21 protein-coding genes are annotated in these 25,001 nt (G+C 36.7%); 10 read left to right on the top strand and 11 right to left on the bottom strand.

What is annotated here, in order from left to right:
- Positions 1-22 precede the first annotated feature (22 nt).
- The 10 genes from AB1278_RS02315 to AB1278_RS02270 all read right to left on the bottom strand — a co-directional run bounded on the left by AB1278_RS02315 (position 23) and on the right by AB1278_RS02270 (position 12,212).
- The gene (locus AB1278_RS02315; RefSeq protein ID WP_202839994.1) at positions 23-541 is read right to left on the bottom strand and encodes a hypothetical protein; all 519 of its coding nucleotides are present in this window, start codon (positions 539-541) and stop codon (positions 23-25) included.
- Positions 542-579: 38 nt separating this feature from the next.
- Positions 580-2,478 carry an asparagine synthase (glutamine-hydrolyzing) gene (asnB, locus tag AB1278_RS02310; RefSeq protein WP_202839996.1) on the bottom strand — a complete coding sequence of 633 codons (1,899 nt, stop codon included), beginning with the start codon at positions 2,476-2,478 and terminating at the stop codon, positions 580-582.
- Between the two features lie 67 nt (positions 2,479-2,545).
- Positions 2,546-3,799: a polysaccharide biosynthesis C-terminal domain-containing protein gene (locus AB1278_RS02305; protein WP_202839998.1), complete on the bottom strand. Its 1,254-nt coding sequence runs from the start codon at positions 3,797-3,799 to the stop codon at positions 2,546-2,548.
- Between the two features lie 5 nt (positions 3,800-3,804).
- The gene (locus AB1278_RS02300) at positions 3,805-4,938 is read right to left on the bottom strand and encodes a glycosyltransferase (protein ID WP_202840000.1); all 1,134 of its coding nucleotides are present in this window, start codon (positions 4,936-4,938) and stop codon (positions 3,805-3,807) included.
- 98 nt (positions 4,939-5,036) lie between these two features.
- A complete protein-coding gene (locus tag AB1278_RS02295) occupies positions 5,037-5,525 on the bottom strand; it encodes a hypothetical protein (RefSeq protein ID WP_202840002.1) in 489 nt (162 codons plus the stop codon).
- Positions 5,526-5,611: 86 nt separating this feature from the next.
- Positions 5,612-6,721, bottom strand: a complete 1,110-nt coding sequence (locus AB1278_RS02290) for a hypothetical protein (protein WP_395971931.1) — start codon at positions 6,719-6,721, stop codon at positions 5,612-5,614.
- Positions 6,722-6,768: 47 nt separating this feature from the next.
- The gene (locus AB1278_RS02285) at positions 6,769-7,554 is read right to left on the bottom strand and encodes a (Fe-S)-binding protein (protein WP_047428861.1); all 786 of its coding nucleotides are present in this window, start codon (positions 7,552-7,554) and stop codon (positions 6,769-6,771) included.
- Positions 7,555-7,633: 79 nt separating this feature from the next.
- Positions 7,634-8,971 (bottom strand): 4Fe-4S dicluster domain-containing protein, encoded by a 1,338-nt coding sequence (locus tag AB1278_RS02280; RefSeq protein WP_429812165.1) that lies wholly within the window; start codon positions 8,969-8,971, stop codon positions 7,634-7,636.
- 8 nt (positions 8,972-8,979) lie between these two features.
- A complete protein-coding gene (locus AB1278_RS02275) occupies positions 8,980-9,930 on the bottom strand; it encodes an MlaD family protein (RefSeq protein WP_062676024.1) in 951 nt (316 codons plus the stop codon).
- A 128-nt stretch (positions 9,931-10,058) separates the two neighbouring features.
- The gene (locus tag AB1278_RS02270; RefSeq protein WP_429812161.1) at positions 10,059-12,212 is read right to left on the bottom strand and encodes a SurA N-terminal domain-containing protein; all 2,154 of its coding nucleotides are present in this window, start codon (positions 12,210-12,212) and stop codon (positions 10,059-10,061) included.
- A 260-nt stretch (positions 12,213-12,472) separates the two neighbouring features.
- On the opposite strand from AB1278_RS02270, the gene lon reads away from it, so the two are divergent.
- The 3 genes from lon to AB1278_RS02255 all read left to right on the top strand — a co-directional run bounded on the left by lon (position 12,473) and on the right by AB1278_RS02255 (position 16,859).
- A complete protein-coding gene (gene lon / locus AB1278_RS02265) occupies positions 12,473-14,878 on the top strand; it encodes an endopeptidase La (protein ID WP_429812158.1) in 2,406 nt (801 codons plus the stop codon).
- Positions 14,879-15,081: 203 nt separating this feature from the next.
- On the top strand, positions 15,082-16,194 hold the full coding sequence (locus tag AB1278_RS02260; RefSeq protein ID WP_429812155.1) for an AI-2E family transporter: 1,113 nt from the start codon (positions 15,082-15,084) through the stop codon (positions 16,192-16,194).
- A 287-nt stretch (positions 16,195-16,481) separates the two neighbouring features.
- Positions 16,482-16,859, top strand: coding sequence for a DoxX family protein (locus AB1278_RS02255; RefSeq protein WP_202840016.1), 378 nt, complete (start codon positions 16,482-16,484; stop codon positions 16,857-16,859).
- A 60-nt stretch (positions 16,860-16,919) separates the two neighbouring features.
- On the opposite strand, the gene AB1278_RS02250 is transcribed toward AB1278_RS02255, so the two are convergent.
- Positions 16,920-18,278, bottom strand: a complete 1,359-nt coding sequence (locus AB1278_RS02250) for an acyl-CoA dehydrogenase family protein (protein WP_429812151.1) — start codon at positions 18,276-18,278, stop codon at positions 16,920-16,922.
- A 208-nt stretch (positions 18,279-18,486) separates the two neighbouring features.
- Here AB1278_RS02250 and AB1278_RS02245 point away from each other — a divergent pair, with 208 nt between their 5' ends.
- From AB1278_RS02245 to AB1278_RS02215, 7 genes are all read left to right on the top strand, one after another.
- Positions 18,487-19,398, top strand: coding sequence for a DUF4349 domain-containing protein (locus AB1278_RS02245; RefSeq protein WP_429812148.1), 912 nt, complete (start codon positions 18,487-18,489; stop codon positions 19,396-19,398).
- A gap of 156 nt (positions 19,399-19,554) precedes the next feature.
- Complete coding sequence (locus AB1278_RS02240) at positions 19,555-20,430, top strand: TraB/GumN family protein (protein ID WP_343639326.1); 876 nt, start codon at positions 19,555-19,557, stop codon at positions 20,428-20,430.
- 24 nt (positions 20,431-20,454) lie between these two features.
- Positions 20,455-20,964: an RNA polymerase sigma factor gene (locus tag AB1278_RS02235; protein WP_343639324.1), complete on the top strand. Its 510-nt coding sequence runs from the start codon at positions 20,455-20,457 to the stop codon at positions 20,962-20,964.
- Positions 20,954-21,559, top strand: coding sequence for a hypothetical protein (locus tag AB1278_RS02230; RefSeq protein ID WP_202840025.1), 606 nt, complete (start codon positions 20,954-20,956; stop codon positions 21,557-21,559). The genes AB1278_RS02235 and AB1278_RS02230 overlap by 11 nt, the downstream gene beginning before the upstream one ends.
- 206 nt (positions 21,560-21,765) lie before the next feature.
- Positions 21,766-23,406, top strand: a complete 1,641-nt coding sequence (gene pgi / locus AB1278_RS02225; RefSeq protein WP_202840027.1) for a glucose-6-phosphate isomerase — start codon at positions 21,766-21,768, stop codon at positions 23,404-23,406.
- 47 nt (positions 23,407-23,453) lie between these two features.
- A complete protein-coding gene (locus tag AB1278_RS02220; RefSeq protein ID WP_034692667.1) occupies positions 23,454-24,338 on the top strand; it encodes a bifunctional 5,10-methylenetetrahydrofolate dehydrogenase/5,10-methenyltetrahydrofolate cyclohydrolase in 885 nt (294 codons plus the stop codon).
- Between the two features lie 7 nt (positions 24,339-24,345).
- Positions 24,346-24,975 (top strand): 7-carboxy-7-deazaguanine synthase QueE, encoded by a 630-nt coding sequence (locus AB1278_RS02215; protein ID WP_110009928.1) that lies wholly within the window; start codon positions 24,346-24,348, stop codon positions 24,973-24,975.
- Positions 24,976-25,001: the final 26 nt, after the last annotated feature.

Below are 25,001 nucleotides of genomic sequence, written 5' to 3'. Positions count from 1 at the left end.
AACTGTTGTACAAATTTAAAAATTATTTTGTGACCGTGACAGTATTTATCGAAGTTGGTGCATTGGCCTCTTTTGAAAATACCGGAACTCTGTTATACAGAACTTTTGAAACCTGGAATACCGTTGGGGTATTGCGATACTGAATTTCCAAAGTATCAATCACATTATCGCTTGCATTTGTGCTTTTTGTATACGTAATCTTCATTCGGGAATAATAGGAGGTTCCTGTTCCGGGATTATCCGGGCTGATGGAATCCAGTCTCCTTCTTTTGGCTCCTGCCAGATATTCCATATAAAACAATGAATCTGTAGTCATTTTCAATGAAATATTTATCGGAGCAATATCTTTAGTTCCAAAAATATCATTCACAGAATACCCTGTAAAAGATCCTGTTTTCTTACTGTTCAGCAAATCCTGACCAGCACTGTTCCTGATATAGATATTCATTAACTGATCAATCCTCTGCAAAGAATCATCATCACTTTTACAACTGATCAGTGCAAAAACCGCTACAAGTATACACCAAAAATATTTCATCATAAATACAAAGGTAAAATATTAATCTTTAGGCTCCTTCTTTATTTTTCAAAATATTTCTGATACCACAACTCAAAAGTAACCAGCTGCCAGATTTTTACCCAGTCATACTCATGTTCCTGATGATTCCACCACTCATCAATCACCGCAGCATTAAAGAAGTTTCTCTTTTTTAAACTTTCAAGATTTTCAGTAATAAATTCTCTTACTCTTTTTTCGTTTTTAATGAAATAATTGACAGGAAATGAAAATCCTTTTTTGGGCATATTCAAAACTTCCTGAGGAAGATAATTCTCTGCTGTTTTACGCAATAGAGGTTTATTCTGAATTCCATTAAATCTTATGTTTCCAGGAAGTGATGCTACATAGTCTATTAAACTGTTGCTTAAATAGGGATAACGAAATTCTACGCTGTATTTCATCGCACTCAGATCATCCCGGAAAACATGGTGGGAGGATAGTGAATATTTCATGTCATATTCAAAATACCCCACATAGTTTTTTACTTCTGAAAGGTGGTATTTTGAAAGATGTAAATCTATTTTACTATAAATATCCGGGTTTATAAGGCTTTTAACTTCCAACGGTCTCATACTGATCTGGCTCTGCCTGAAAAAATCAAACATATAATCCTGGGAAAAATAGTTTTTTACGCGCTGTGAAAACTTGTCTTTCGTAACGATGAAAGGTCTTATAAAATTAAAATTCCTTATCAGAAGCCATCTGTTCAGCTTCAGTGTATGAGAATAACCGGCAAAAAGTTCATCAGCGCCATTTCCGCTTAATACGACTTTAAAATTCTGATCATGTGCATATTTTGCAGCATTGATTAAGACTTCAAAACTGCTGTAAGGTTCTTCAAAATGCTGGATATTTTCTTTAAGGTCTTCCAGCGCTTCTTCGTCACTCACTTCTTTCACCGCATGCGAAACACCAAAATGTTTAGCAGCTATAGATGCATTCTTCACCTCTTCTTCAGAAAACGGATAAGATATGGTGTATGTATTAATATTGGTATTAAAAGATTTTGATTTTGAAGCAATTAAAGTAGAATCAATACCTCCGCTCATCATTACTGCGACAGGAACATCTGCATATAACTGTTCAGAAATATTCTCAGAAAGCAGTTCATCTATTGTTCTTACAGCTTCTTCCTCTGAAATATTTTTTTGAGACGTTGAAGGCAGCTTCCAGAATTTTTCTTTAGTGATGTTCTGATTGTTTAAATCAACAGTCATGATGGAAGCTGGTTCAAGGGATAAAATATGCTGAAAACAGGTTTGTGGAGCCAATGTTGTCTGAAAAAGAAAATTCGTATAGACTCCGTCCCAGTTGATTTCAGGCTTTACCAGCTCATTCTTCAGCAATGATTTTATTTCTGATGCCCAAACCAATCCCTGTTCGCTTTGATGGTAAAAAAGAGGCTTCATCCCAACTCTATCTCTTGCTAATATAAGTTTCCGACCGGAAAGATCAACAATACAGATGGCAAACATTCCATCTAATTTTGCAAACGTAGAATTTCCCCACTCCTGATAGGCTTTGAGAATAACTTCAGTATCAGAACTGCTATGGAAAGAATATCCCAAAGACTCAAGTTCTTTTCTTAATTTTTTAAAATTATAAATCTCTCCGTTAAATGTAATAATAATCTGCTCATTCTGTGAAAGCATAGGCTGATGGCCTTTTTCGGACAGATCAATAATGGATAATCTACGGAAACCTAACGCAATATCAGAATTTTTCTCTTTTAGAACCGGAAACTGTTCTTTAATTTTTTGTGTGGAATCGTTCCCCGAAAAAGAAGCTCCCTCTCCGATACTATACATCCAGAACCCTTCATCATCCGGTCCGCGGTGTCTGATGGCCTGATTCATTTCCAGAATATTTGTAGAGGAAATACTTTTATGAAATGAATAATAACCGGTGATTCCGCACATAGTAAAAGATTAATAGATATGTAAAAATAGGAAAAATGACATTATTTTAAGGGGAGCTATCAAGTAATTATTTCTTTACAAATTTTTGCTTTAAAAGCTGTATTTCTTCTTTTGTAATCATATAATCTTTCAAAGTAAACGGAGTAGAATTATAAAACTTTCTGAACAACAGAAAAGCAGAAACAAAATAGGACGACGTAGTGGCAACACAAGCGCCTATAATTCCCCATTTTGGTATCGCAATGAAAGAAAATACAACGGTAACCACAAGGCCTACAATTGATTTGACATTAAGAATTTTCAGTTCTCTTATTCCCGAAAAGTAATGCCCAACCATATCACTTACAGCAATAGCAAAAATTCCCGGTGATAAAAGAAGCATTATTTCCTTGGTATCTTTAAATTCTTTCCCGAAAATCAACTCGTAAACCTGAGAGGGTATGATTATGATTCCCAGCACAAAACCTATCATCAGAAAAAAGGTCAGTTTTAAGGATTCTTTGGTTTTCCCTATAGATTCTTCACTGCTTTTACTATTGACTACATCTGAGTATAAAATCACAGCAATACTGCGGGTAATGGTCCATATCGCTTCTGAGAAAGTAACCCCGATGGAAAATATCCCTACACTCGCTAAACCTTCAAAATGTTCTAAAAAATAAAATGAAAGCCTGTAATTCAAGAACTGAACAAAAGCACTCAGCTGGGTCTTCCACCCATATTCAAACATATTCCTGCCTACATCTTTACAGAATGATATCTGAGATATATTGCATTTTTTAATGATCTCGAAAAAACTGGTAAGAAAAAGAAGTGCAAGACATATAATCTGGGCGAGAAAGTATACGGAAACATCTTTCTTTCCGAACAGATAAACCAATATTCCAATAAATACAATATGTACAAGCTGCTGCAAAACAGTATACATATTGAACCTTTTAATATCCTGTGTTCCAATAAACAAGCTGATATTAGTAGACAAAAGTGAAGAAAAAACGGAAATTCCGATAAGGTACAGGAGATATTCACCCTGAATAGAAGCAATACTGAATAAAAATGGGATTAAAAGACCCGTCAGGAGAGACCACAGATAGGCATACAATAAAACCTTTTCTATTTTAAACCTTGATGCGAAATAAGAAGCACTGCTTCCGGAAAAGATATTGCTGAAAAAACTTACTGCTGCTGCATTGGCCACCACAATAGAAATGGTTCCTTTCCCCTCACTTCCCCACATATTCGTAGAATAGATCACCAGTCCGAAACTCAGGATCAGAATAAAAAAACGTGAGACAAAGGTTTTAATGATAGTAAGCTGCATGATGATTATGGATCAATAGATTTTTTTACAAAATCAACGAAGTTATCTTTTATAAGTTCCCAGTTATATTTTTCTTTAAATTCTTTTCGTGCATTGAGAGTATGGGATCGATACAGCTCCGGATTCCTGATATAATTGATGATAATATCCGAGATTGCTTCTGCATCATGAGGATCAACAAGACTTCCAAACGAAAGCTCTCCCATATGCTCCCTGATCCCTTTCAAATCTGAATAAATCACAGGCTTTCCTGCTCCCATAAAATAAAACAGTTTTATCGGCAGCGAATGATTGTTTTCAAAATTAATTTCCCGAAGATCAAAACAAAGGTCAGCTTCTGCAAACGCTTCTGTAAACTGTTCAAAACCAGTCGGTTTTATAATATCTATATTTTCAAAAGAATAGTTCTTTACTAATGTTCTAAAATACACATCATCACTTTCGTGTATTGCTGCTCCTATGATCAGGATTTTAATATGAAGATCAGGAACTTTTTGACGGAGAAGGTCTACGGCTTTAAAGAAATTTTCAATTCCTTTATCTTTGGAGATCTGACCCGTGTAACATAATGTGATGCTTCCCGGAGTGAGTTTTTTTATACTTTCATTAATATAAACAGAAGCCGGATAATAAGGCAGAATCATTTGTTTTTTAAATCCAAAAAAATAGGCCAAAGGGAATTTCTTGGTGGTTTCACCAAAAATAAAATGCGTACTTAAAAACCCTGCATACAGCTGAATAAGAGTAAATTTCACCGCCTGAAAAATTTTAGCAGGAAAGCGATAATTTTGAAGCATTGACATGGAAGGATACCATTCTGTAACATCATAGATACAGCTTATCCTGTGTTCTTTTACAAACTTCTTTACTGCCACAACAGCCAATGGTTCAGAGCAAATGATACTATCCGGATGAAAAGTATCACAAACTTTACTGAAAGTTTCCATTTTCGTTTTTATACTTTCTTCAAGAACAGCAAAAGATTCTATTTGTATCCCATCGATAAAACCTTTATACTCTGCATATAAGCTGCATATTTTTATTTCATACCCATTATCTCTAAGAGCTTTTGCCTGATGATAAAAAATGCGGTCATCATTATAGCTGTGGGAAGTCGTTAAAAAAAGTACTTTAGGCATTAGTCACTGCTCGAATCTATACAAATATACATTAAAACAAAAAAGTGGAAATATATTTTCCACTTTATGATTATTCTTTTGTATCAGCTTAACAGGGACTATTTTATAGAAGCCGCCCAGCTCTTCTCCAAAGGAAGAAGGAAATGGCTCAAAAAGTCCAGATACGTATTTTTAGAGAAATCAAAAACCTGGATATCACCTGAAAGCTCTCCGTTTCTAAGCTTTGTTTTGAAATCCATTAATTTTAAAGTTTTCACTTCACCATTCTCTACAAAACTTGCTTTCATCCTGTCGAAAAGGCCTAGCTGATATTCTTCGTCAATTTCTCTCATTACCTTCCCTAATGCATCAATGCTGCATCCTGAAGCCATTTCCTTTTCTTCGTCCACACATACGATGATAAACTGGTTCTTTTCAATTTTAAAAGAAGAAGAAAGAGGTTTTCCATGAGCGGCCCATGTTGCAAGGAAATCAAATAGTTTCTCGGTAATGGCTTTTGCTTCTTTTGTTTCGAAAGGTCTTGAAGCCGGATATATAATGACTCTGTAGTCGTTGGTTTCTACAATATTAGATTCTTCGATTTTCATAATGTAAATATTTATTTTTCAAGATATTAAACAATCAATCTTTATTTTACTTTCCATTGAATGCTCCTATCATTGTAAAGACAAAATTACGCAATTTTCCCGAGTTTAAGATCATTGTATTTTTTACTCAGTACATAGAGCATCATAATGAAAACCGGAAAGATAAAAGGAAAGAAGAATCTTAAAGCTGCCGACTGCGGAAAGAAAAAGAATTTTATATAAACATTCACCAGGAAAAGAACCGAAATTATTCTCACCCATGCATCTTTAGAGCGCCAGAAGATCACTCCGATCATAATAGCCAGTGATAAAGTGACTTTTTTAAAATAAATGATTTTGATGTAAATAATACTCAGATAGTCCATTAAGCTCACGTCTATCGGGTGTGTAGAAATAATAGGCCTTCTATCGATAAAGGTATCATAAAAAAGATCTTTCCATCCGGGATAATGATAAAACTTAATGATGGCGAGATACATGGCAAGAAGTACGATTCCCTGTGCAATAAAAGAAATATCAATTTTCTTTTCCCGGAAATAATGGAAAAAGAAAACAGTGATAATATAAGTCAGGGTAAATGTAATATAATCTGGCCGAATAAAAGTAATACCGAATAAAAGTACAAACATTGCCCATTGGTTCCATTTTTTGAGTAACCCGATCATAAAGATCAGCATAAACTGAAAAATAAACATATCCGGTGTAGAAACCCTCGACATGTAAGTCATTGGTGGCAAAAGCATGGCGGCAATCGTTAATAGTACCGCAAGCCAGTATTTCTTTGGAAACAGGAGTTTCAGAATATAAAATAATAATATTCCTGAAAAAAAATAAGAAATAAGACTGGTAAATAATACGGCCATTGGCGATGATAATCCAAGCTTATAAAAAAGAGTTATCACAAGAATATACCCTACTTTGATCTGAAAATAGGGTAATTGTTCTGTAAAAGATTGGGTATTTTTTACGAAATACTGCCTGGGAATGTCCCATTGATTTATTCCGATAATGTCTGTATAATGTTCTGCTGGAGCCTCTTTCTTGATTTCCTCATAGGTCAGGATTCGGACTTTATCAGGAGAATCCGGGAACTCGGAAGTATACATACATCCCATATAGCCCGGCATATCCCAGTCATATACTCTGTTCTGATAATTCCAGAATGTAAGAAGAGCAAGTACCGAAATGATAAACAAAAAGGAGAGTTTCCATTCCCGCTTCATACGCCTGTATAAGATTACAATTATAAGTCTTCTGCTTCAGCAAGAAGTTCTACGATATCTTTTACGGCTACCTCAGTATTTTTATTAAAATGTTTTACTCCATCCGTCATCATGGTGTTACAGAAAGGGCATCCTGTAGCAATTACCTTAGGCTCAAAAGATAATGCTTCTTCTGTTCTTTCAATATTGATGTCTTTATTTCCTTTTTCAGGTTCTTTAAACATCTGTGCGCCTCCTGCTCCACAACAAAGACCATTGGTTTTGCAACGCTTCATTTCTACAAGTTCAGCATCCAGCTTTTCAAGAAGCATTCTTGGCGCTTCATATTCGTCATTGGCACGTCCTAAATAACATGGATCATGGAAAGTAATTTTTTTCCCTCTGAATGCACCTCCTTCAATTTTCAGTCTTCCTTCCTCCATTAAAGTTTTAAGGAACTGAGTATGGTGAACTACTTCAAAGTGCCCTCCCAGGCTAGGATATTCATTCTTCAGGGTATTGAAACAGTGTGGGCAAGCCGTTACGATTTTCTTTACTTCGTAAGCATTCAACACTTCGATATTGGTAAGCGCCATCATCTGGAAAACGAATTCGTTTCCGGCTCTTTTTGCAGGATCTCCGGTACAGCTTTCTTCCTGTCCCAGAACGGCAAATTCAACGCCTATTTTGTTTAATATCTTACAGAATGCTTTTGTAATTTTTTTGGCACGGTCATCAAAACTTCCCGCACATCCAACCCAAAATAAAACTTCAGGGGCTTTTCCTTCGGCAGCATATTCTGCCATTGTTTTTATATTGAAATCCATTCTAAATCAAATTTATCAATATACCAATGTAACAGTTTACCAATGATTGTTACATCGTTACATTATTTACATTGTTACATTAATTTTCGTTTGCCCAGTTCAGACGGTCTGCCTGATTGTACTGCCATGGAGCAGCGTTGTTTTCCACGTTCGTCATCATCAGGTTCAGTTCCTGTGGAGCAGCAGACTGTTCCATCACCAGGAATCTTCTCATTTCAAAAATAATGGAAAGCGGGTCAAGCAATACCGGACAGGCTTCTGTACATGCATTACAAGTGGTACAGGCCCAAAGTTCTTCTTTTGTGATATAATCGTTCAACAGTTTTTTACCGTCATCTACGAATTTTCCGTTTTTATCGATGTTTCTTCCTACTTCTTCCAATCGGTCTCTGGTCTTCATCAGGATCAATCTCGGAGAAAGTTTTTTACCGGTAATATTAGCCGGACAAACAGAAGTACAACGTCCGCATTCTGTACAGGAATAAGCATTCAGCAATTGTACCTGGTTCAGATCAAAAATATCTTCTGCCCCAAATTTGGAAGGAACGTCGGCTTCAGCTCCTTCAGCTGGTGTAGCGTAAGGATCTGCATTAGGGTCCATCATTAATTTGATCTCCTTTGTTACAGATTCAAGATTGTTGAATTTTCCTTTTTTCTCAAGATTTGCATACCATGTACTTGGAAATGCAAGAATAATATGTAAATGCTTTGAATAATAAAGATAATTCATGAAGAAAAGAATCCCTACAAAGTGGAACCACCAGGCAGCTTTCTCTGTGAACATCAAAAATCCGTTATCAAAATTGAAGACTTCCAAAAACGGAACCAATGTCATTTCACTGATCGGGAAACTTCCATGTACTGGTAAAACTCCTCTTGACTGCAAAATAAAATCTGAGGCATTCATTTTAAAGAAAGCCATCATCAGGGCAAATTCGATGATAAGAATCCAGTTGGCATCTTCTTTCGGCCATCCGAAAAGCTCCTTCATTGTTAATCTTTTAACCCCGTAAAAGTTTCTTCTGATGAAAAATATAACTACACCTATTACAACCAGAAGTGCAAGCACTTCTAATGTAGCTGTAAAGAAGCTGTAGAATCCGTGTCCCAAAACCGAGGCCAGAAAACGGTGGGTACCAAACAGTCCATCAACAATTATTTCAATGAGTTCAATATTAATGATGATAAAACCAACATAGACAAAAATGTGTAAAATTCCTGCGATAGGACGTTTTACCATCTTACTCTGTCCCATGGCCACATTAGCCATGATACTCCAGCGTTCAGATTTTCTGTCACTTCTATTGATTTCACGACCTAGCCTGATATTTCTGTAGATCTTCTGCAGGCTTTTGGCAAACAGCCCGAACCCGGCTACTAATAAAATCAGGAAAATAATGTTATCGATGTACTGCATAAGGCGTATTAGTCTTTGTTATTTTTACCGAAAACCGAGAAGTTGATATATCTCTTCGGATTCGCTTTCATATCTTCGATTAATGTATTCAGATTGGAAGAAGCTGAATTCAGGTTGTTGTACAGTTGATCGTCCTTCATCAGTTTACCTAAACTTCCTTCTCCTTTATCAATACCTCCAATCACCTGATTCAATTTTCCTACTGTAGCATCTAAACTTGCAATGGTAGCATTCAACTGTTTAGTGTCGATACTTTCTGCAAGATGTCCGTATTTATCTAGTGTTACTTTTCCGCTTTGCATAGTAAGACTTGCATCATCCAACACTTTTTGCAGTTTTGGATCATTGTGTCCTACAAGCGTATTTACACTTCCTGCTGTGGATTGTAATGCTCCTACTGTTTTATTAAGGTTGGCTAGTAAAGCTTTTATTTCGGCTCTGTTCTGAGCATCAAAAACCTGATTGGCATTCGCCATTAAAGAGTCTACTCTATGTAAAACCACCTGTAGCTGATCTTTTACCGGACCTACCTGCGAAGAAAGACTTCCCAGCGTTCCCAGCTTGAAAGCACCTTTTAAAGTGTCACCGTCTTTTGCAGTCGGCCCACCATACATAAGGTTTACTCTCATTTCTTTACCAGACATTAATCCCGGCTCAAAGATCTCCAATGATGAGTTTTTTGAAAATTCGAATTTATTGTCGACGGTAACTTTTACGACAAAATTAATTTTTCCATCTTTTGAGGTGATAGGAATAATTTTATCTACCTGCCCTACTTTCAGACCATTAATAGAAACTGCCGCAGACTGCGCCAGACCTTCTACATTGTCATATTTTGCGTAAAATATATTGTCGGTAGTAAAAAGGCTTTTCCCTTTCATAAACTGAAACAACACCACAAAGCCTACGATAGCTAGAAGTGCAATCACACCAGCTTTTAATTCTTTACTGAACTTCACTTGCTAATTTTTTTCTAATAAGCAAATATAATACATTTTAAATAAATCTTTTCCTTTATTATTCTGCCATAAATACAAAAAAAGCGACAAAAAATTTTGCCGCTTTTTATATCATTGAAATGAATTTCTTATTGTTGCTGATTCCCCAGCTTGTTCCAGATCTCGATTCTGTAATCTTCGATATCTGCATTATCCTGAAGACTCTTCATCCAAGCCTGTCCGAACATTCCAGCACTTCTCTGAGTAAGAGATTCTGTAAACTGCTTAAGATCTCCAGGCTGCTTGTTTACAGTTTCTGATTTTTTGATCAGAACATAAACTCCTGTTCCCCCTTCAACCGGGTTAGAAAGTTTACCTTTTGCAACACCGAACGCTGCACCGGCAACTTTAGGCTCCATAGCCCCTGCTACAGAAGGATTCAACAGATTCACCTGAGCTGATTGTTTTGGAGCTGCAAATAATTTGGCAATCTGATCTAAGCTTGAAGCTTTTGCTGCTGCAATTTTATCAGAGATTTGTTTTGCTGCCAGTTTATTTTTAACGATAACTTCAATCTGATCTCTTACAGATTCAGGATCTGCAAGACCTGCTTCCTGTTTTCCGTTTAGATATACTACAATTTTATCACCTGTTCCGTCTACTGTAAATAATTCAGTATCTCCTTTTTCTCTTTTCTTATCAAAAGCCCAGGTAAGGATATCAGCATCTTTTTCAGTACCTAAGCCCTGAAGCTGACCTTCAAATCTTTTTGCTGCTTTTGGATTGGAGAATTGGTAGTTTCCTTTTTTAGCAATGTTCACAAAATCGTTGAAAGATTTTCCTTGAACCTGCTGAATGAATTTTCTTGAGTTTTTATCTGTTTCAGCTTCAGTAGCATCTGAAGGTTTGATTGCTTTCACAAGGTTAGCAACTTTATACCCCATTGATCCTGATTTCTTATCTTCAATATTGATGATATGGTAACCGAATTGTGTTTCTACTACCCCTGTAGCTCCTTTAGGATTGTTTGCAAGATAAGCAAGGAATTCAGGAACGAAAGGCGTCTCTGGCGTTGTCCATCCAAGGCTACCTCCCTGAGCTGCAGAATTCGGATCACTTGAAAGTTTAAGGAATTCTGTAAATTTAGCTGGAGTAGCTTTTACAATAGCTCCAATAGAGTCTGCCAATTTCTTAGCCTGCTCTTTGGTTCTTGTTACCCCTTCACCTGCAGGGCTTCCTTTGAATGCAATAAGGATATGTCTTGATAAAGTAGAATCTGAAGGTCTTTTACCTACCAATTTAGAGACTACATATACATCTTGTTCTTTATAAGGACCAAAAGTCTGACCTACAGCTGCTGTTGTGATCTGATCTTTGATTGTTGGAGGCAATTGTGCAGGATTCAGATACTGAGGATTGAATGGTGCATCAGAATTTGCTGCTACAAACATAGAATCGTTTTTAGTATTCTGGAAGTTTTCAGTTCCTCCACTAGCATCCGTACCTCCTGAATATAATTTTGTAATTTCTTTCAGAGCTGCTGCATCATCTGCCGCACTAGGTTTAGATGGGAAAAATACAATACCGATATTTCTGCTTGGCTCAGCTTTGAACATTACAGGGTGCTTCTTGATGTAATCAGCAAGATCCTGTGTGGTTACATTGATCTTTGTTTTTTGAAGATAAGCTGCGTAATCTACCTTTACAAAGTCGATATCTGCAAGCTGATCTCTCTGCTTCATCAATTCTTCAGCTTCTTTCTTACCTGTAGTAATCCCTGCTGAAATATTGGTAAACACCTGTCTCGCCATTAGTCTGTACTCGATTGTCTTTCTTGTTTTCAACCATTGAGTATATCCCTGAGGATTAGTGTTTTGTAATGTTTCAATTTCTTTTTTAAGCTCTTGAGTTTTAAAGTTACCTTTCTCATCAAAGAACTGCTGATTCTGAGCAAACATCTGATCGTACTGGATTTGATTCCAGAAATAATCATCAGTCATTTCAAAGCCCAGTTTCTCAAACTGCTGTTTGATAAGTTTAGATTGTACAAGTAACTGCCAAGCCTGCTCTTCAAGACCGTTTTTCGGACGACCTTGCTGTTCAGCCTGCTGCTGCAGCACGAAAAGCTGATCATTGAACTCTTCGCGGGTGATTTTCTCACCGTTTACTTTTCCTAAAACATCAGGATTCTTACCAAAAACCTTGTCGATACTATCGGGGTTCACCAGGAACGCCAAAAGCGCTAAGGCTATTACTCCCATTAAAAGCCAAGGCTTACTCCTAATCTGTCCTAAAATTGCCATTTTATAAATTATAGTTTTTTATCAGTTTGCGAAAATACACATTTTTAAGAAATTACAGAAACAGAACTGCTTTATTTTGATTTTTAATGCAAAGATTATCTAAAAAAGGAAATTTTGACCGTATTTTTAAGTAAAAAACAAATGGCATAAGTATTGTGCATTTTTAGAATATTATAATATACCACACGTTTTCAGAGTATATTATAAAAAATTCCTTTAACGATAAAAAACGAAAATGACAATTTGTCATTCGATTGACTATGACAGAATTTGAAGATATAAGTTTAGAAGAAATGATCAGTGACGGATTTGATATCGTAACTGAAGAAATCAATCTTTCCGACTTCGCAGAGACTGATAAAAATTCCGAACAGAAAATATTCCCTATACTTCCTGTAAGAAATATGGTAATGTTCCCCAACGTGGTAATTCCTATTACAGCAGGGAGAAAGACCTCTATACAGCTTCTTGAGGAGGCACAGAAAAACGGAGATTTTATTGGAATTGTAAGCCAGAAAAATTCGGATCTGGAACAACCATCCGAAAAAGATATATATACTACCGGAACTCTGGCAAAGATTATTAAGATTATTAAGCTTCCCGAAGGCAATATTACAGCTATTACCAAAGGATTTCACAGATTTAAGATTAAAAAAATCATTGATACACGGCCTTATTTTAAAGCTGAAATATCAAAATTAAAAGACACCCAGCCTAAAGACCGTGAAGAATATGAAGCATTGCTGGAAAACATCAAGGATCTTGCCTTAAAGATCATTGAACTGGATCCTAATATTCCTAATGCCGCCAACTTTGCGATCAAAAACATTAACAATAATGATGATCTTCTGAATTTCATCTGCACCAATGCTAATTTCTCTTCAATTGCAAAACAAAAGCTTCTTGAAGAGAAAAGTCTTATGACAAGAGCCAACCAGTGCTACGAGCTGATGCATGAGGATTTCAGAAAACTGGAACTGAGAAACCAGATTCATCAGAAAACTTCAAAAGATTTAGATAAGCAACAGAGAGAATATTTTCTGAATCAACAGATCAGAACCATCCAGGAGGAACTGGGCGGCGGACCTGAAAGTGATGTTGAAGATCTTATTGCCAAGGCTAAAACAAAAAAATGGAGCCAGGAAGTAGAAGACCACTTCCAAAAGGAAATCAGCAGACTTCAACGTCAGAATCCCAATTCCCCGGACTATAATGTACAGAGAAACTACCTGGATTTCTTTACAGATCTGCCTTGGGAAACCTATACAAAAGATATCTTTGATATTGCAAAAGCTGAAAAAGTACTTGACAAAGCACACTTCGGACTGGAAGATATCAAGAAAAGAATCCTGGAGCACATGGCTGTTTTAAAATTAAAAAACAACATGAAATCTCCTATCCTGCTATTGGTAGGGCCTCCTGGTGTGGGTAAAACTTCTTTAGGAAAATCTATTGCAGATGCTTTAGGAAGAAAATATGTAAGATTATCATTGGGAGGACTTCATGACGAGAGTGAAATCCGTGGGCACAGAAAAACATATATCGGTGCTATGGCGGGAAGAATTTTACAGTCTATCAAAAAATCCGGTACCTCAAATCCTGTAATTGTTCTTGATGAGATTGATAAAATCGGGCAGGGGCTTCATGGAGACCCAAGCTCTGCACTCTTAGAAGTTCTTGATCCAGAGCAAAATAAATCTTTCTATGACAATTTCCTGGAAATGGGCTATGATCTTTCAAAAGTGATGTTCATTGCAACTGCCAACTCGCTTTCAACGATACAGACTCCTCTTTTAGACAGAACGGAGATTATTCAGATTGCAGGTTATACTTTGGAGGAAAAGATTGAGATTGCCAAAAGACATTTGATCAGGAAACAACAGGAGGAAAATGGTCTGGATGCAAAATCATTCAAACTTGGAAATGCAGAACTCAAACATATTATAGAAGCTCATACTTCAGAAAGCGGAGTGAGAACTCTGGAAAAAAGAATTGCAGCCATTGGAAGATGGGTAGCACTACAGACTGCTTTGTTAAAGGAGTATGATCCAAAAATCTCAATAGAAAAAGTAGATGAAATTCTTGGGGTTCCAAGACCGAAAAGTTTATCTGAGATCACCGGAGTTCCTGGTGTTGTAACAGGTCTTGCCTGGACAAGTGTAGGAGGAGATATCCTTTATATTGAAAGTATTTTAAGCAATGGTAAAGGAGCATTAACGATGACCGGAAACCTGGGAACGGTAATGAAGGAATCTGCTACTATTGCCCTGGAATATATTAAAGCGAAGCATGATGAACTGGGGATTCCACAGGAAGATCTGGATAAGAAAAACATTCACGTACACGTTCCTGAAGGAGCAACACCTAAAGACGGACCTTCTGCGGGTATTGCAATGCTGACATCAATGGTTTCCTCATTTAAAAACAAGAAAGTAAAACCTCACCTTGCAATGACGGGTGAAATTACTTTAAGAGGAAAAGTACTTCCTGTAGGAGGAATCAAAGAAAAGTTACTTGCTGCAACAAGAGCAGGAATCAAAGATGTTATTCTTTGTGAGGCCAACAGAAAAGATGTGGAAGAAATCAAAAAAGATTATCTTAAAAATCTGAGAGTACACTACGTCAACAGAATGGAGGAAGTCATTGACATCGCCATTGAAGAATAAAACAACTTATAACATATTAACTTCTCAATAAAGAAACACGTTCTGATATCCGGAGCGTGTTTCTCTTTTTATGAAAAAGCGTAGAATTTTATCGGGTGGAATAAAATTTGCAACAACAGAAGAAAATCCCGCAGAATTGAATAAAAATTTTTCAATTCAGATGGGTTTTCTTATTTTTATTCCACACTGCAGATTTTTAGATTATGAATTTTCTTAGACTTCCTTTCCTTGTCAAGCTTACACTCGTGGTGGTTTCCATCATTGGTCTTGGTTATCTACTGGCATTAGGGCAAAGTATTTTAGCGCCTTTTTTCCTCGCATTCCTTATGGCCATGCTGTTTTTACCGGCAGCCACTTTTATGGAAAAAAAGTTAAGATTTCCGAGATCTGTGTCTACGATGACTTCAGTATTTATTATGCTGATGATTTTAGGTGGTATCATTTATTTCTTTACCAATCAGCTGTCTGATTTCAGTAAGGATCTTCCACACCTCAAGGAACAGTTTACGACTGTTTTTAACAGCCTTCAGCATTGGGTTTCCAAAACATTTAATGTGAAAGTGAATGAACAGGTGGATTATATTAACCAGGGATTAACTAAACTGCTGTCTTCTTCGGGAGTCATTTTAGGATTTACATTCGGAATTTTTTCAACAGGCTTCGGCTTCATTATATTTTTCACCCTGTTTTTTATCTTTATTTTAAATTACAGAAGACTTTTAAACAATTTTATCGTTACTGTTTTCAACGAAAGACATAAAACAAGTGTACAGGAAGCTGTAAACGAAATCAGAATCATGACCAAGAAGTATATCTTCGGGCTTTTTCTTCAGGTGATTATTGTATCTGTTCTTACTTCGGTCCTTCTTACGATTCTGGGAGTAAAATATGCTATTCTTTTAGGAGTTTTGACCGGGCTATTAAACGTCATTCCCTATCTGGGAATCTTTATTTCTCTGTTAATTTCCTGCTTTATAGCATTCGCCACTTCTACTCCATCAACATGTATTTATGTTGCTTTGGGCTATATTGCCATTCATGCTGTGGACGGAAATATTGTCCTTCCATTTGTAGTAGGCTCTAAAGTAAAGATCAATGCCTTATTTTCTTTTATTGGTATCCTTCTGGGAGAACATCTTTGGGGGATTGCAGGAATGTTCCTGTGTATTCCGGCAATTGCTATCATAAAAATTATCTGTGAAAGAGTAGACGATCTAAAACCCTGGGGAAGGCTTCTCGGAGAAGAACCTAAGCCCCATAAGAAGAAAAAAAGCTATAAAATTTCCAAAAATATTACTTTGAAGGAAATGGACTAGAATATGAGTAATGAGTAATAAGCAATGGGGACTCATTGGTATACTCGTAACTTTAAATAAAAAGACTGCCTCTTTCGAGACAGTCTTTTTTTATTATGGAAGAGGACATAACGGACTCGTTCGATTAGGGCAGGTTTCCGTACAGAAAATATAATGGGTTATCCGGGCAATCTTCATAAGTCAACCCTTCATCATTTCCTTCAATTAACTATTGATTTTACATTTTATATTAAATTAAATACAAAATATTATATTTTTATTTTACATTTGATATAAAATCATCAATCATGAAAGTGATAAAATTCATCTTATGTCTGCTTTTCGGGCTTATGTTTATTAATGCCGGATTAAACAAGTTTTTTAATTATATGCCCATGGAGAAACCTACTCCAGAACAAATGAAACTTTTCGCTGCTTTTGGAGAAATCAGCTGGCTGATGCCATTAGTGGGCATTGTAGAAGTTATTGGCGGGTTATTATTTATTTTCCCAAAAACAAGAGCATTAGGTGCCATTGTTATTTTACCTGTCATGGTAGGAATTGTCACGCATGTTTTCACAATGGATAAATCTCCTATGGGAATGGGTATTGCCGGAGTAATGTTTCTGATCAATCTTTGGATGATTATTGACAACAAGGAAAAATATAAACATTTAGTTTCATAAGGCGGCAGATGATAGGTTGCAGGTTGCAGCACCTACAACCTATTACCTGCTACCTGTCACCTATACGAAAGCACTGAAACCTGTTATCGATCGTCCTACGATGAGCGAGTTGATTTCTTTTGTTCCTTCGTAAGAATAAATGGCTTCTGCATCGGCAACAAACCGGGCCACATCGTACTCAAGCAGAATTCCGTTTCCTCCCATTACTTCTCTTGCTCTGGAAACAATGTCTCTTGTTCTGAGAGTACAGAAAACTTTGGCTAAAGAAGCATGTTCGTCTTTCAAAATTCCTTCATCCTGCATTTCAGACAGTCTGAAAACCATGGTCTGCATGGCGGTAAGATTAGACAACATTTCCACCAGATGTCCCTGAATCATCTGGAATGAAGCGATAGGTCTTCCAAACTGTTCTCTCTTTCGGGTATAATCCAAAGCACTTTCGTAAGCTCCGCGTGCACAACCTGTAGCCATCCATGCTACTCCTGCCCTTGTCATTCTCAGTACTTTGCCGGTATCTTTAAAGGAGTTGGCATTCTGCAAACGGTTTTCTTCAGTTATGAGACAGTCTTTTAAGGTAATCAACCCGTTCTGGACAATTCTTAAAGCCATTTTCCCCTTGATTTTTTCTACAGAAAATCCGGGGTTATCTTTTTCAACAATAAAACCTTTCACTTCTCCGCTATCCAGATCTCTTGCCCAGATAATGATCAGGTCAGCGAAAGTAGCATTCCCGATCCATTTTTTCTGCCCATTCAGAATCCAGCCTTCCGGTGTTTTTTTACAGGTTACCGTAAGTCCGCCTGCTGCTCCGGATCCAACTTCAGGCTCAGTAAGCCCGAAAGCCCCTATTTTTTCAAATTTCTGCATCTGAGGAAGCCATTTTTGCTTCTGCTCTTCCGATCCGCAGATATAAATAGAACCCATCGCCAGTCCGGATTGTACACCGAAAAAAGTGGCAATAGAAGCATCTACTCTTGCCATTTCCATCGCAATAACACCTTCCATCAGGAAAGGCATTCCCGGACAGCCATAGCCTTCATAAGTAACACCACAAATATCCAGTTCTTGAAATTTTGGAATCAACTCAAAAGGAAATTCATCTCTGAGCCAGTAATGATTGACCAGAGGTTTTACTTCTTTTTCCATGAATGCTCTTACTTTCAGCTGAATTTCACGCTGTTCCGGAGTAAGAGTATGGTAGATATCATAAAAATCTCCGTCAATGGGCGGAAGTTCTTTCTTTTTCTTTTCGGGATCGAGCATTTTCATAAGCCCGGAAAGCTGTTTATCATCCAGTTTTGAGAAATTATGCATCAGTTTTGGCAAATCCACTTTTTGAGAAATGGCGCTCAGCTGATCAAAATCTATAGATGTGAATAATCCTATTGCGTTTCTGATTTTGGAAAAAGTATTTGACATAGTGATAGATTGTAGTTTTGGTTTGTAAAAGATAAGCAAAAACTGCTCCGAAAGCAATGGCTGAAGCTCAAGTTTATTTTACAAAATACTATATTTCAATTCATTAAAACCGAAAATTTTATTTACAAGGTTTTTACTTTTGATTTTCAAGTGTTACAAAAGATCCTGACTGAACTTTGACTCAAGCAAAACAACAAAAATCAGCGCTATGAAAACCACTTACATTAAATTATCTCTGTCAGCTATACTTTTATTAGGAATTTATTCATGTAAAAAAGGAGAAGTAGCTTCAACAGACCTTGAAGCATATGCTACAACAGATTCTGCTTCTGCTATTGTTTCCGACAGTATTTCATCTGTTGCAGAAATGAAAGTAAAAGACAAACAGTTCATCAAAACAGCTGATGTGAACATGGAAGTAAAAGATGTGTATAATGCGACTATCGCCATCGAAAAATCGGTTCAGGAGCTTGGAGGATTTGTTACCAATAGTAATCTTCAAAGTAACGTTGTTTCTGAAAACACCTACAACACATCCAGTGAAGAGGCGATGCTGGTTAAAAAATACCAGACAGAAAACAGAATGCAGGTTCGTATTCCTACGGAAAAACTGGGAGAGCTTTTAACGGCAATCAATACCAATAAATTATTTCTTAATTCAAGATCTATCAATGCAGAAGATGTAACAGCCAACATCAAATATTCTGAACTGGAAGGGAAAAGGAATCAAAAAAGCTCAGAAAATATCAGCAAGCTGAAAACAAATAAAGATAAGGTAACGCTGGATGATGAGAATATGTCTGAAGGAAATCTTCAAAAGCTTTCCAGCATGAACATGACGGATGATCTGAAATACAGCACGATTGACATTTATATCAAAGAGCCTCAGTTGCGTATTGCAGAAATTGCTGTTACCAACACCACAAGTATTGATAATAAGTATAAATACAATTTCATCTATGATGCTAAAGATGGCTTTGTATACGGATTCTATCTGATTCAGAGAATTATTGTGGGGCTTATCAATGTATGGCCTCTTGTATTAATTGCTGCTGCAATCCTCTATTTTTTAAGAAAAAGAAAAATTTCAAAACCTGAGTATTCAAAAAATCAGGAATAAAAAAACTATCCTAACCAATTGGTTATCATCATAATTTTAGATTTTACAGCCTCCTGTTTTCAGGAGGTTTTTATTTTTTTTGAAAAAAAACTGTAACGATTGTAATGCCTGCTTTACCTACTATTTAAAAGAACAGAAAATCAAAAAAAATATACTATGAAAAATTTAATCAAACTTGGATTTGCAGCATTATTGTCATTGAATTTCATAACATCCAATGCACAAGATAAAAGCAGCAACAAAGAAAACAGCCTGCTTTGGGAGATTTCCGGAAACGGTCTTTCAAAGCCTTCTTATATTACCGGGACTTTTCATATCTTATGCAGTAAAGATTTTGAGATCAAACCTAAAGTGCTGAAAGCTCTTGAGAGTTCTGAAAACCTTGTTATGGAAATCAATTATACAGATCCCGCTGAAATGATGTCATTACAGAAAATGTTTAAAGCAGATAAAAAAATATCGGATCAGCTTTCACCTGAAGAAGCTAAAGAGCTGAATACTGTTCTTGCCAATTATGGAACTGATCTGAAAAGTATTGATTCTTCAAGCCCGCAGGCACTTTATGCATTGCTTTCCACCAAGGCCATTCCATGTCCTCAGACTGAAGTAAAACTTTACGAGATGGAACTTCTTCAGAAAGCAATGAAAGATAAAAAAAGCATTAAAGGGCTGGAAAAAGTGGAAGATCAGATGAAATCAATCAATGAAGCTTACGACCTGAAGAGCATTATTGCTCAACTGAAAATGGACAAGGAATATAAAATATTATTCAGACAGATGATTGAGGCTTTTAAAAATGAAAATGTACAATCTTTATACAGTCTTTTTAAGGATGAAAGATTTATGAATACTCAGCAGGAAAAGGCCATGCTGACCAACAGAAATCAGAACTGGGTAAAAGTAATGCCGGACATGATGAAAAAAGAAAGTTCTTTCTTTGCTGTCGGTGGATCTCATCTTATGGGTGAAAACGGAATTATTCCTCTTCTACAGGCAAAAGGCTACACGGTAAAACCTGTATCAAGTTTATAATTATAACCAAACCATGAAACCATTGTGAGCAATCCAACTGAAACTGCTTTTTTAAAGCTCGTCAACCAGCACAAAGGTATCTTATACAAAGCCTCACGGATCTATGCAGATTCTGTAGAGGACCGGGAAGACCTTCAGCAGGAAATTCTTATCCAGCTTTGGAAGTCCTATCAGAACTTCAAAGGGAACAGTGAGTTTTCTACCTGGATGTACCGGGTTGCCATCAATACTGCAATTACCTATTTAAAAAAAGAAAAACAGAGATTCAATAACCATACGGATGCTCCACATCATTTTGAAGTTCAGCAGGAAGATTATAATCCCACCAAAGACAGGCAGCTGGAAATTTTCTACAGTGCCGTTCAGGAACTGAATCCTCTGGAAAAGGCCGTCATATTTTATTTTATGGAAGGGATGTCACATAAAGAAATCGGAAACAATTTAGGTCTCAGTGAAGGTAATGCCCGCGTAAAACTCAACAGAACAAAAGAAAAAATACAGCAAATCATAAAAAAATCAGGTTATGAATTTTGATCAATTAAAAGAACAGTGGAATAAAGAAGACAGCGATGTCCATATTCCTGATACCATAAAGCAATTAAAGGAAAGCAAACACCCTATAGAAAAAATCCAGAAAAACATGAAAAGAGAATTCCCTATGCAGATTCTTGCGATCATTCTCATAGCTCTTTTTCCCCTTCAGTTTCAGTTTCCTTCTTCACAGTATATTATTTATTATGTGTCTTATACCGTGATGGTTGTCATATCATCCTACTATCTGTTAGGATTTTATAAATTCTACAAACAGACGGAACTTTATACAGGAAACACCAAAAACAGTCTTTGGAAAATATATCATGAACTTCGGCTAAATATGGAACGATATCAGTCTTTCGGATTTTTATTACTTCCTCATTTTCTGGTAACAGCGGGATTGGTGATTTACAATGCGATGGAAAAACAAGGAAAATCTCTGGCAGAACTTACAACTTCCCATCAGCAGGGATTAATTATTGCAGTGCTCATCGGAACTTTAGCCATCATAACAAGTATCGTTGTGTGGACAAAATATATCTACGGAAGAAGTGCCAAAGAACTTGAAAATATTCTGAACGAAATGGATGAATAGCATTGAAAACTCTTATCACAAGACACATTTTATAAAACCTCAGGCCTGTTCTGAGGTTTTGTTTTTTAAAAAATCGTTATTTATCTTCTTCAAATTTATCTGAGGTTTTATTTTTCCGTAAATTTGCAGATCAGAAATAAATCATTATGGATGATTAACCATTTTCATCCGATACATGATCTTCTGAATGATAAAAATTCTGTAATATGCTATCAAAAATAAATCCAACACAAACCAACAGCTGGAAAGCACTTGACGAACACTTCGGTGGAAATGACTTTGATCTTAGAACTCTCTTCCAATATAACCCGAACCGTTTTAACGAGTTTTCCCTGCAAAAGGACAACTATCTTTTTGATTATTCTAAAAACCTGATTGATTCCAGAACAAAAGATCTTCTGTTACAATTGGCAGAAGAAAGCCAGTTAAAAGATGCTATTTCCAGAATGTTCTCCGGAGATAAAATCAATGAAACAGAAGGAAGAGCTGTTCTTCACACCGCATTAAGAGATTTTTCAGACCGTGAAATTCTGGTGGATGGAGAAAATATCAAGCCACAGATTAAAAGAGTTCTTGAGCATATGAAATCTTTTTCTGAGAAAATTATTTCAGGAGAACATAAAGGTTTTAGTGGAAAAGAGATCACAGATGTAGTCAACATCGGGATTGGAGGATCGGATTTGGGTCCTGTAATGGTTTGTTCGGCTTTAAAGCATTTTAAAACAAGATTAAACGCTCACTTTGTTTCCAACGTGGACGGAAATCATATTGCAGAAGTAGTAAAAGATTTAAATCCTGAAACTACTTTATTCATCATTGCTTCCAAGACTTTTACAACTCAGGAAACAATGACGAATGCCAATTCAGCTAAAGATTGGTTCCTGAAAGCAGGAAAACAGGAAGATGTCGCGAAGCATTTTGTGGCTTTATCTACTAATATTGAGGAAGTTAAAAAGTTCGGAATCGCAGAGGAAAATATTTTTGAGTTCTGGGACTGGGTAGGCGGAAGATATTCTCTTTGGAGCGCAATCGGATTAAGTATTGTACTTTCTGTAGGATATGAAAACTTCGAGCAGCTTTTAAGAGGTGCTTTTGATACGGACCAGCACTTCCAGACTGCCGAATTCTCTGAAAATGTTCCTGTTTTAATGGGACTTCTGGGAATCTGGTACCGTAATTTCTATGCAGCAACTACTTATGCCATCTTACCTTATTCTCAATATCTGGACAGATTCGCTGCGTATCTTCAGCAGGGAGATATGGAAAGTAACGGAAAGTGTGTAGACAGAAACGGTGAATTCGTAGAATATGAAACGGGGCCTATTATTTGGGGAGAACCGGGAACAAACGGCCAACACGCATTTTATCAGTTAATCCACCAGGGAACAGAATTGATTCCTGCAGATTTTATTGCCTATGCAAAAAGCCCGAACCATGTTTCTGATCACCAGGATAAATTATTAGCTAACTTTTTCGCTCAGACTGAAGCACTTGCCTTCGGAAAACTGGAAGAAGAAGTGGAAGAAGAGCTTAGAAATTCCGGAAAATCTGATGAAGAAATAGACCGGCTGATCAATTTCAAAGTCTTCCATGGAAACACTCCAACTAACTCCATATTATTCAAGGAATTAACTCCTTTTTCATTAGGTCAGTTGATCGCCCTTTACGAACACAAAATTTTCGTTCAGGGAGTAATCTGGAATATTTTCAGTTTTGACCAGTTTGGAGTGGAATTAGGAAAAGTATTAGCCAATAAAATCCTTCCTGAGCTTGAAAACAATGAAGCAATAAGCTCTCATGACAGCTCTACCAACGGATTGATCAATTACTATAAAGAAAATAAATAGTAAGTAAAAAGAAAGTAAAAGTAAATCTATAAAGTAAAAAAGTAAAAATGGCAGAAATTCTTGACGGACTTAAAGTATCCAAGGAAATTAAAGCGGAGATCAAGGTTGAAGTAGAAAAGATTCTCGCAAGCAAAAGAAGAGCTCCGCATTTGGTGGCTATTCTTGTAGGAAATAATGGAGCTAGCAAGGCCTATGTAAACTCTAAAGTAAAAGACTGTGAGGAAGTAGGATTTCAATCCAGCTTAATTAAATTTCCAAGCACTGTTTCTGAATCTGAACTATTGGAAAAAATTGACGAGCTTAATAAGTCTAAAGCAGTAGACGGATTTATCGTTCAGCTGCCTTTACCGGATCAGATTGATCAGGAAAAAATCATCAATGCTATTGACCCTAGAAAAGATGTGGATGGTTTCCACCCGGAAAACTTTGGAAAAATGGCTCTTGAAATGGATACTTTCTTGCCGGCAACTCCTTTCGGGATCTTAACTTTATTGGAAAGATATAATATTGAAACGAAAGGAAAAGACTGTGTCATTATCGGAAGAAGTAAAATTGTAGGAAGACCAATGAGTATTTTGATGGGAAGAAAAGATTTCCCTGGAAACTCTACTGTTACCCTTACGCACTCATACACGAAAGACATCGAAGAATATACAAGAAAAGCAGACATCGTCATTACCGCTTTGGGAGATCCGCATTTCTTAAAAGGAGATATGATCAAGGAAGGAGCTGTAATCGTGGACGTGGGTATTACAAGAGTAGACAATGATTCTCCAAAAGGATATTACCTTGCAGGTGATGTGGATTTTGACAGCTGTGCTGCCAAAGCAAGCTGGATCACTCCGGTACCTGGAGGAGTAGGCCCAATGACAAGAGCGATGCTGATGAAAAACACCATCATTGCTTACAAAACTTCGGTCTATAACGACTAATTTTAAAATGAATAAAGAAGAAGATATTTTATTAAAAGAAGGTAAAATGCTCCCTGTGATGGAGCATTTTTACACTTTACAGGGAGAAGGAGCACATACCGGAAAAGCCGCCTATTTTATCAGGCTGGGAGGTTGTGATGTTGGATGTCACTGGTGTGATGTAAAAGAAAGCTGGGATCCGGAACTTCATCCCCTGATGAATGCAGAAGAAATTGCAGAAACAGCTGCCAGACACTGTAAAACAATTGTATTGACCGGTGGTGAACCTTTAATGTGGAATTTAGATATACTGACCTCCAAACTGAAAGAATTGGGATGTACAGTGCACATCGAAACGTCAGGAGCGTATCCTATGAGCGGGCAACTGGACTGGATTACTCTCTCCCCTAAGAAAACAGGACTTCCTAAGGAAGAGATCTATCAAAAGGCCAATGAGCTTAAAGTCATTATTTTCAATCAGCATGATTTTACTTTTGCTCAGGAACAGGCTGCAAAAGTTTCCGAAAACTGTAAACTTTATCTTCAGAGTGAATGGAGCAAAAGAAACGACATGTATCCCAAGATCACAGATTTCATTCTGGAAAACCCTGAGTGGCAGGCTTCTGTTCAGACGCACAAATATCTGAATATCCCGTAAAAAAGTGTAAATTAGCCGTGCTTATC

The sequence above is a fragment of the Chryseobacterium sp. NRRL B-14798 genome, assembly GCF_050470705.1.
In the GTDB taxonomy this organism is placed as follows: Bacteria; Bacteroidota; Bacteroidia; order Flavobacteriales; family Weeksellaceae; genus Chryseobacterium; species Chryseobacterium cupriresistens.
Note: the sequence above shows the minus strand (reverse complement) of the source record. Positions and strands in the feature narration are given on the sequence as shown.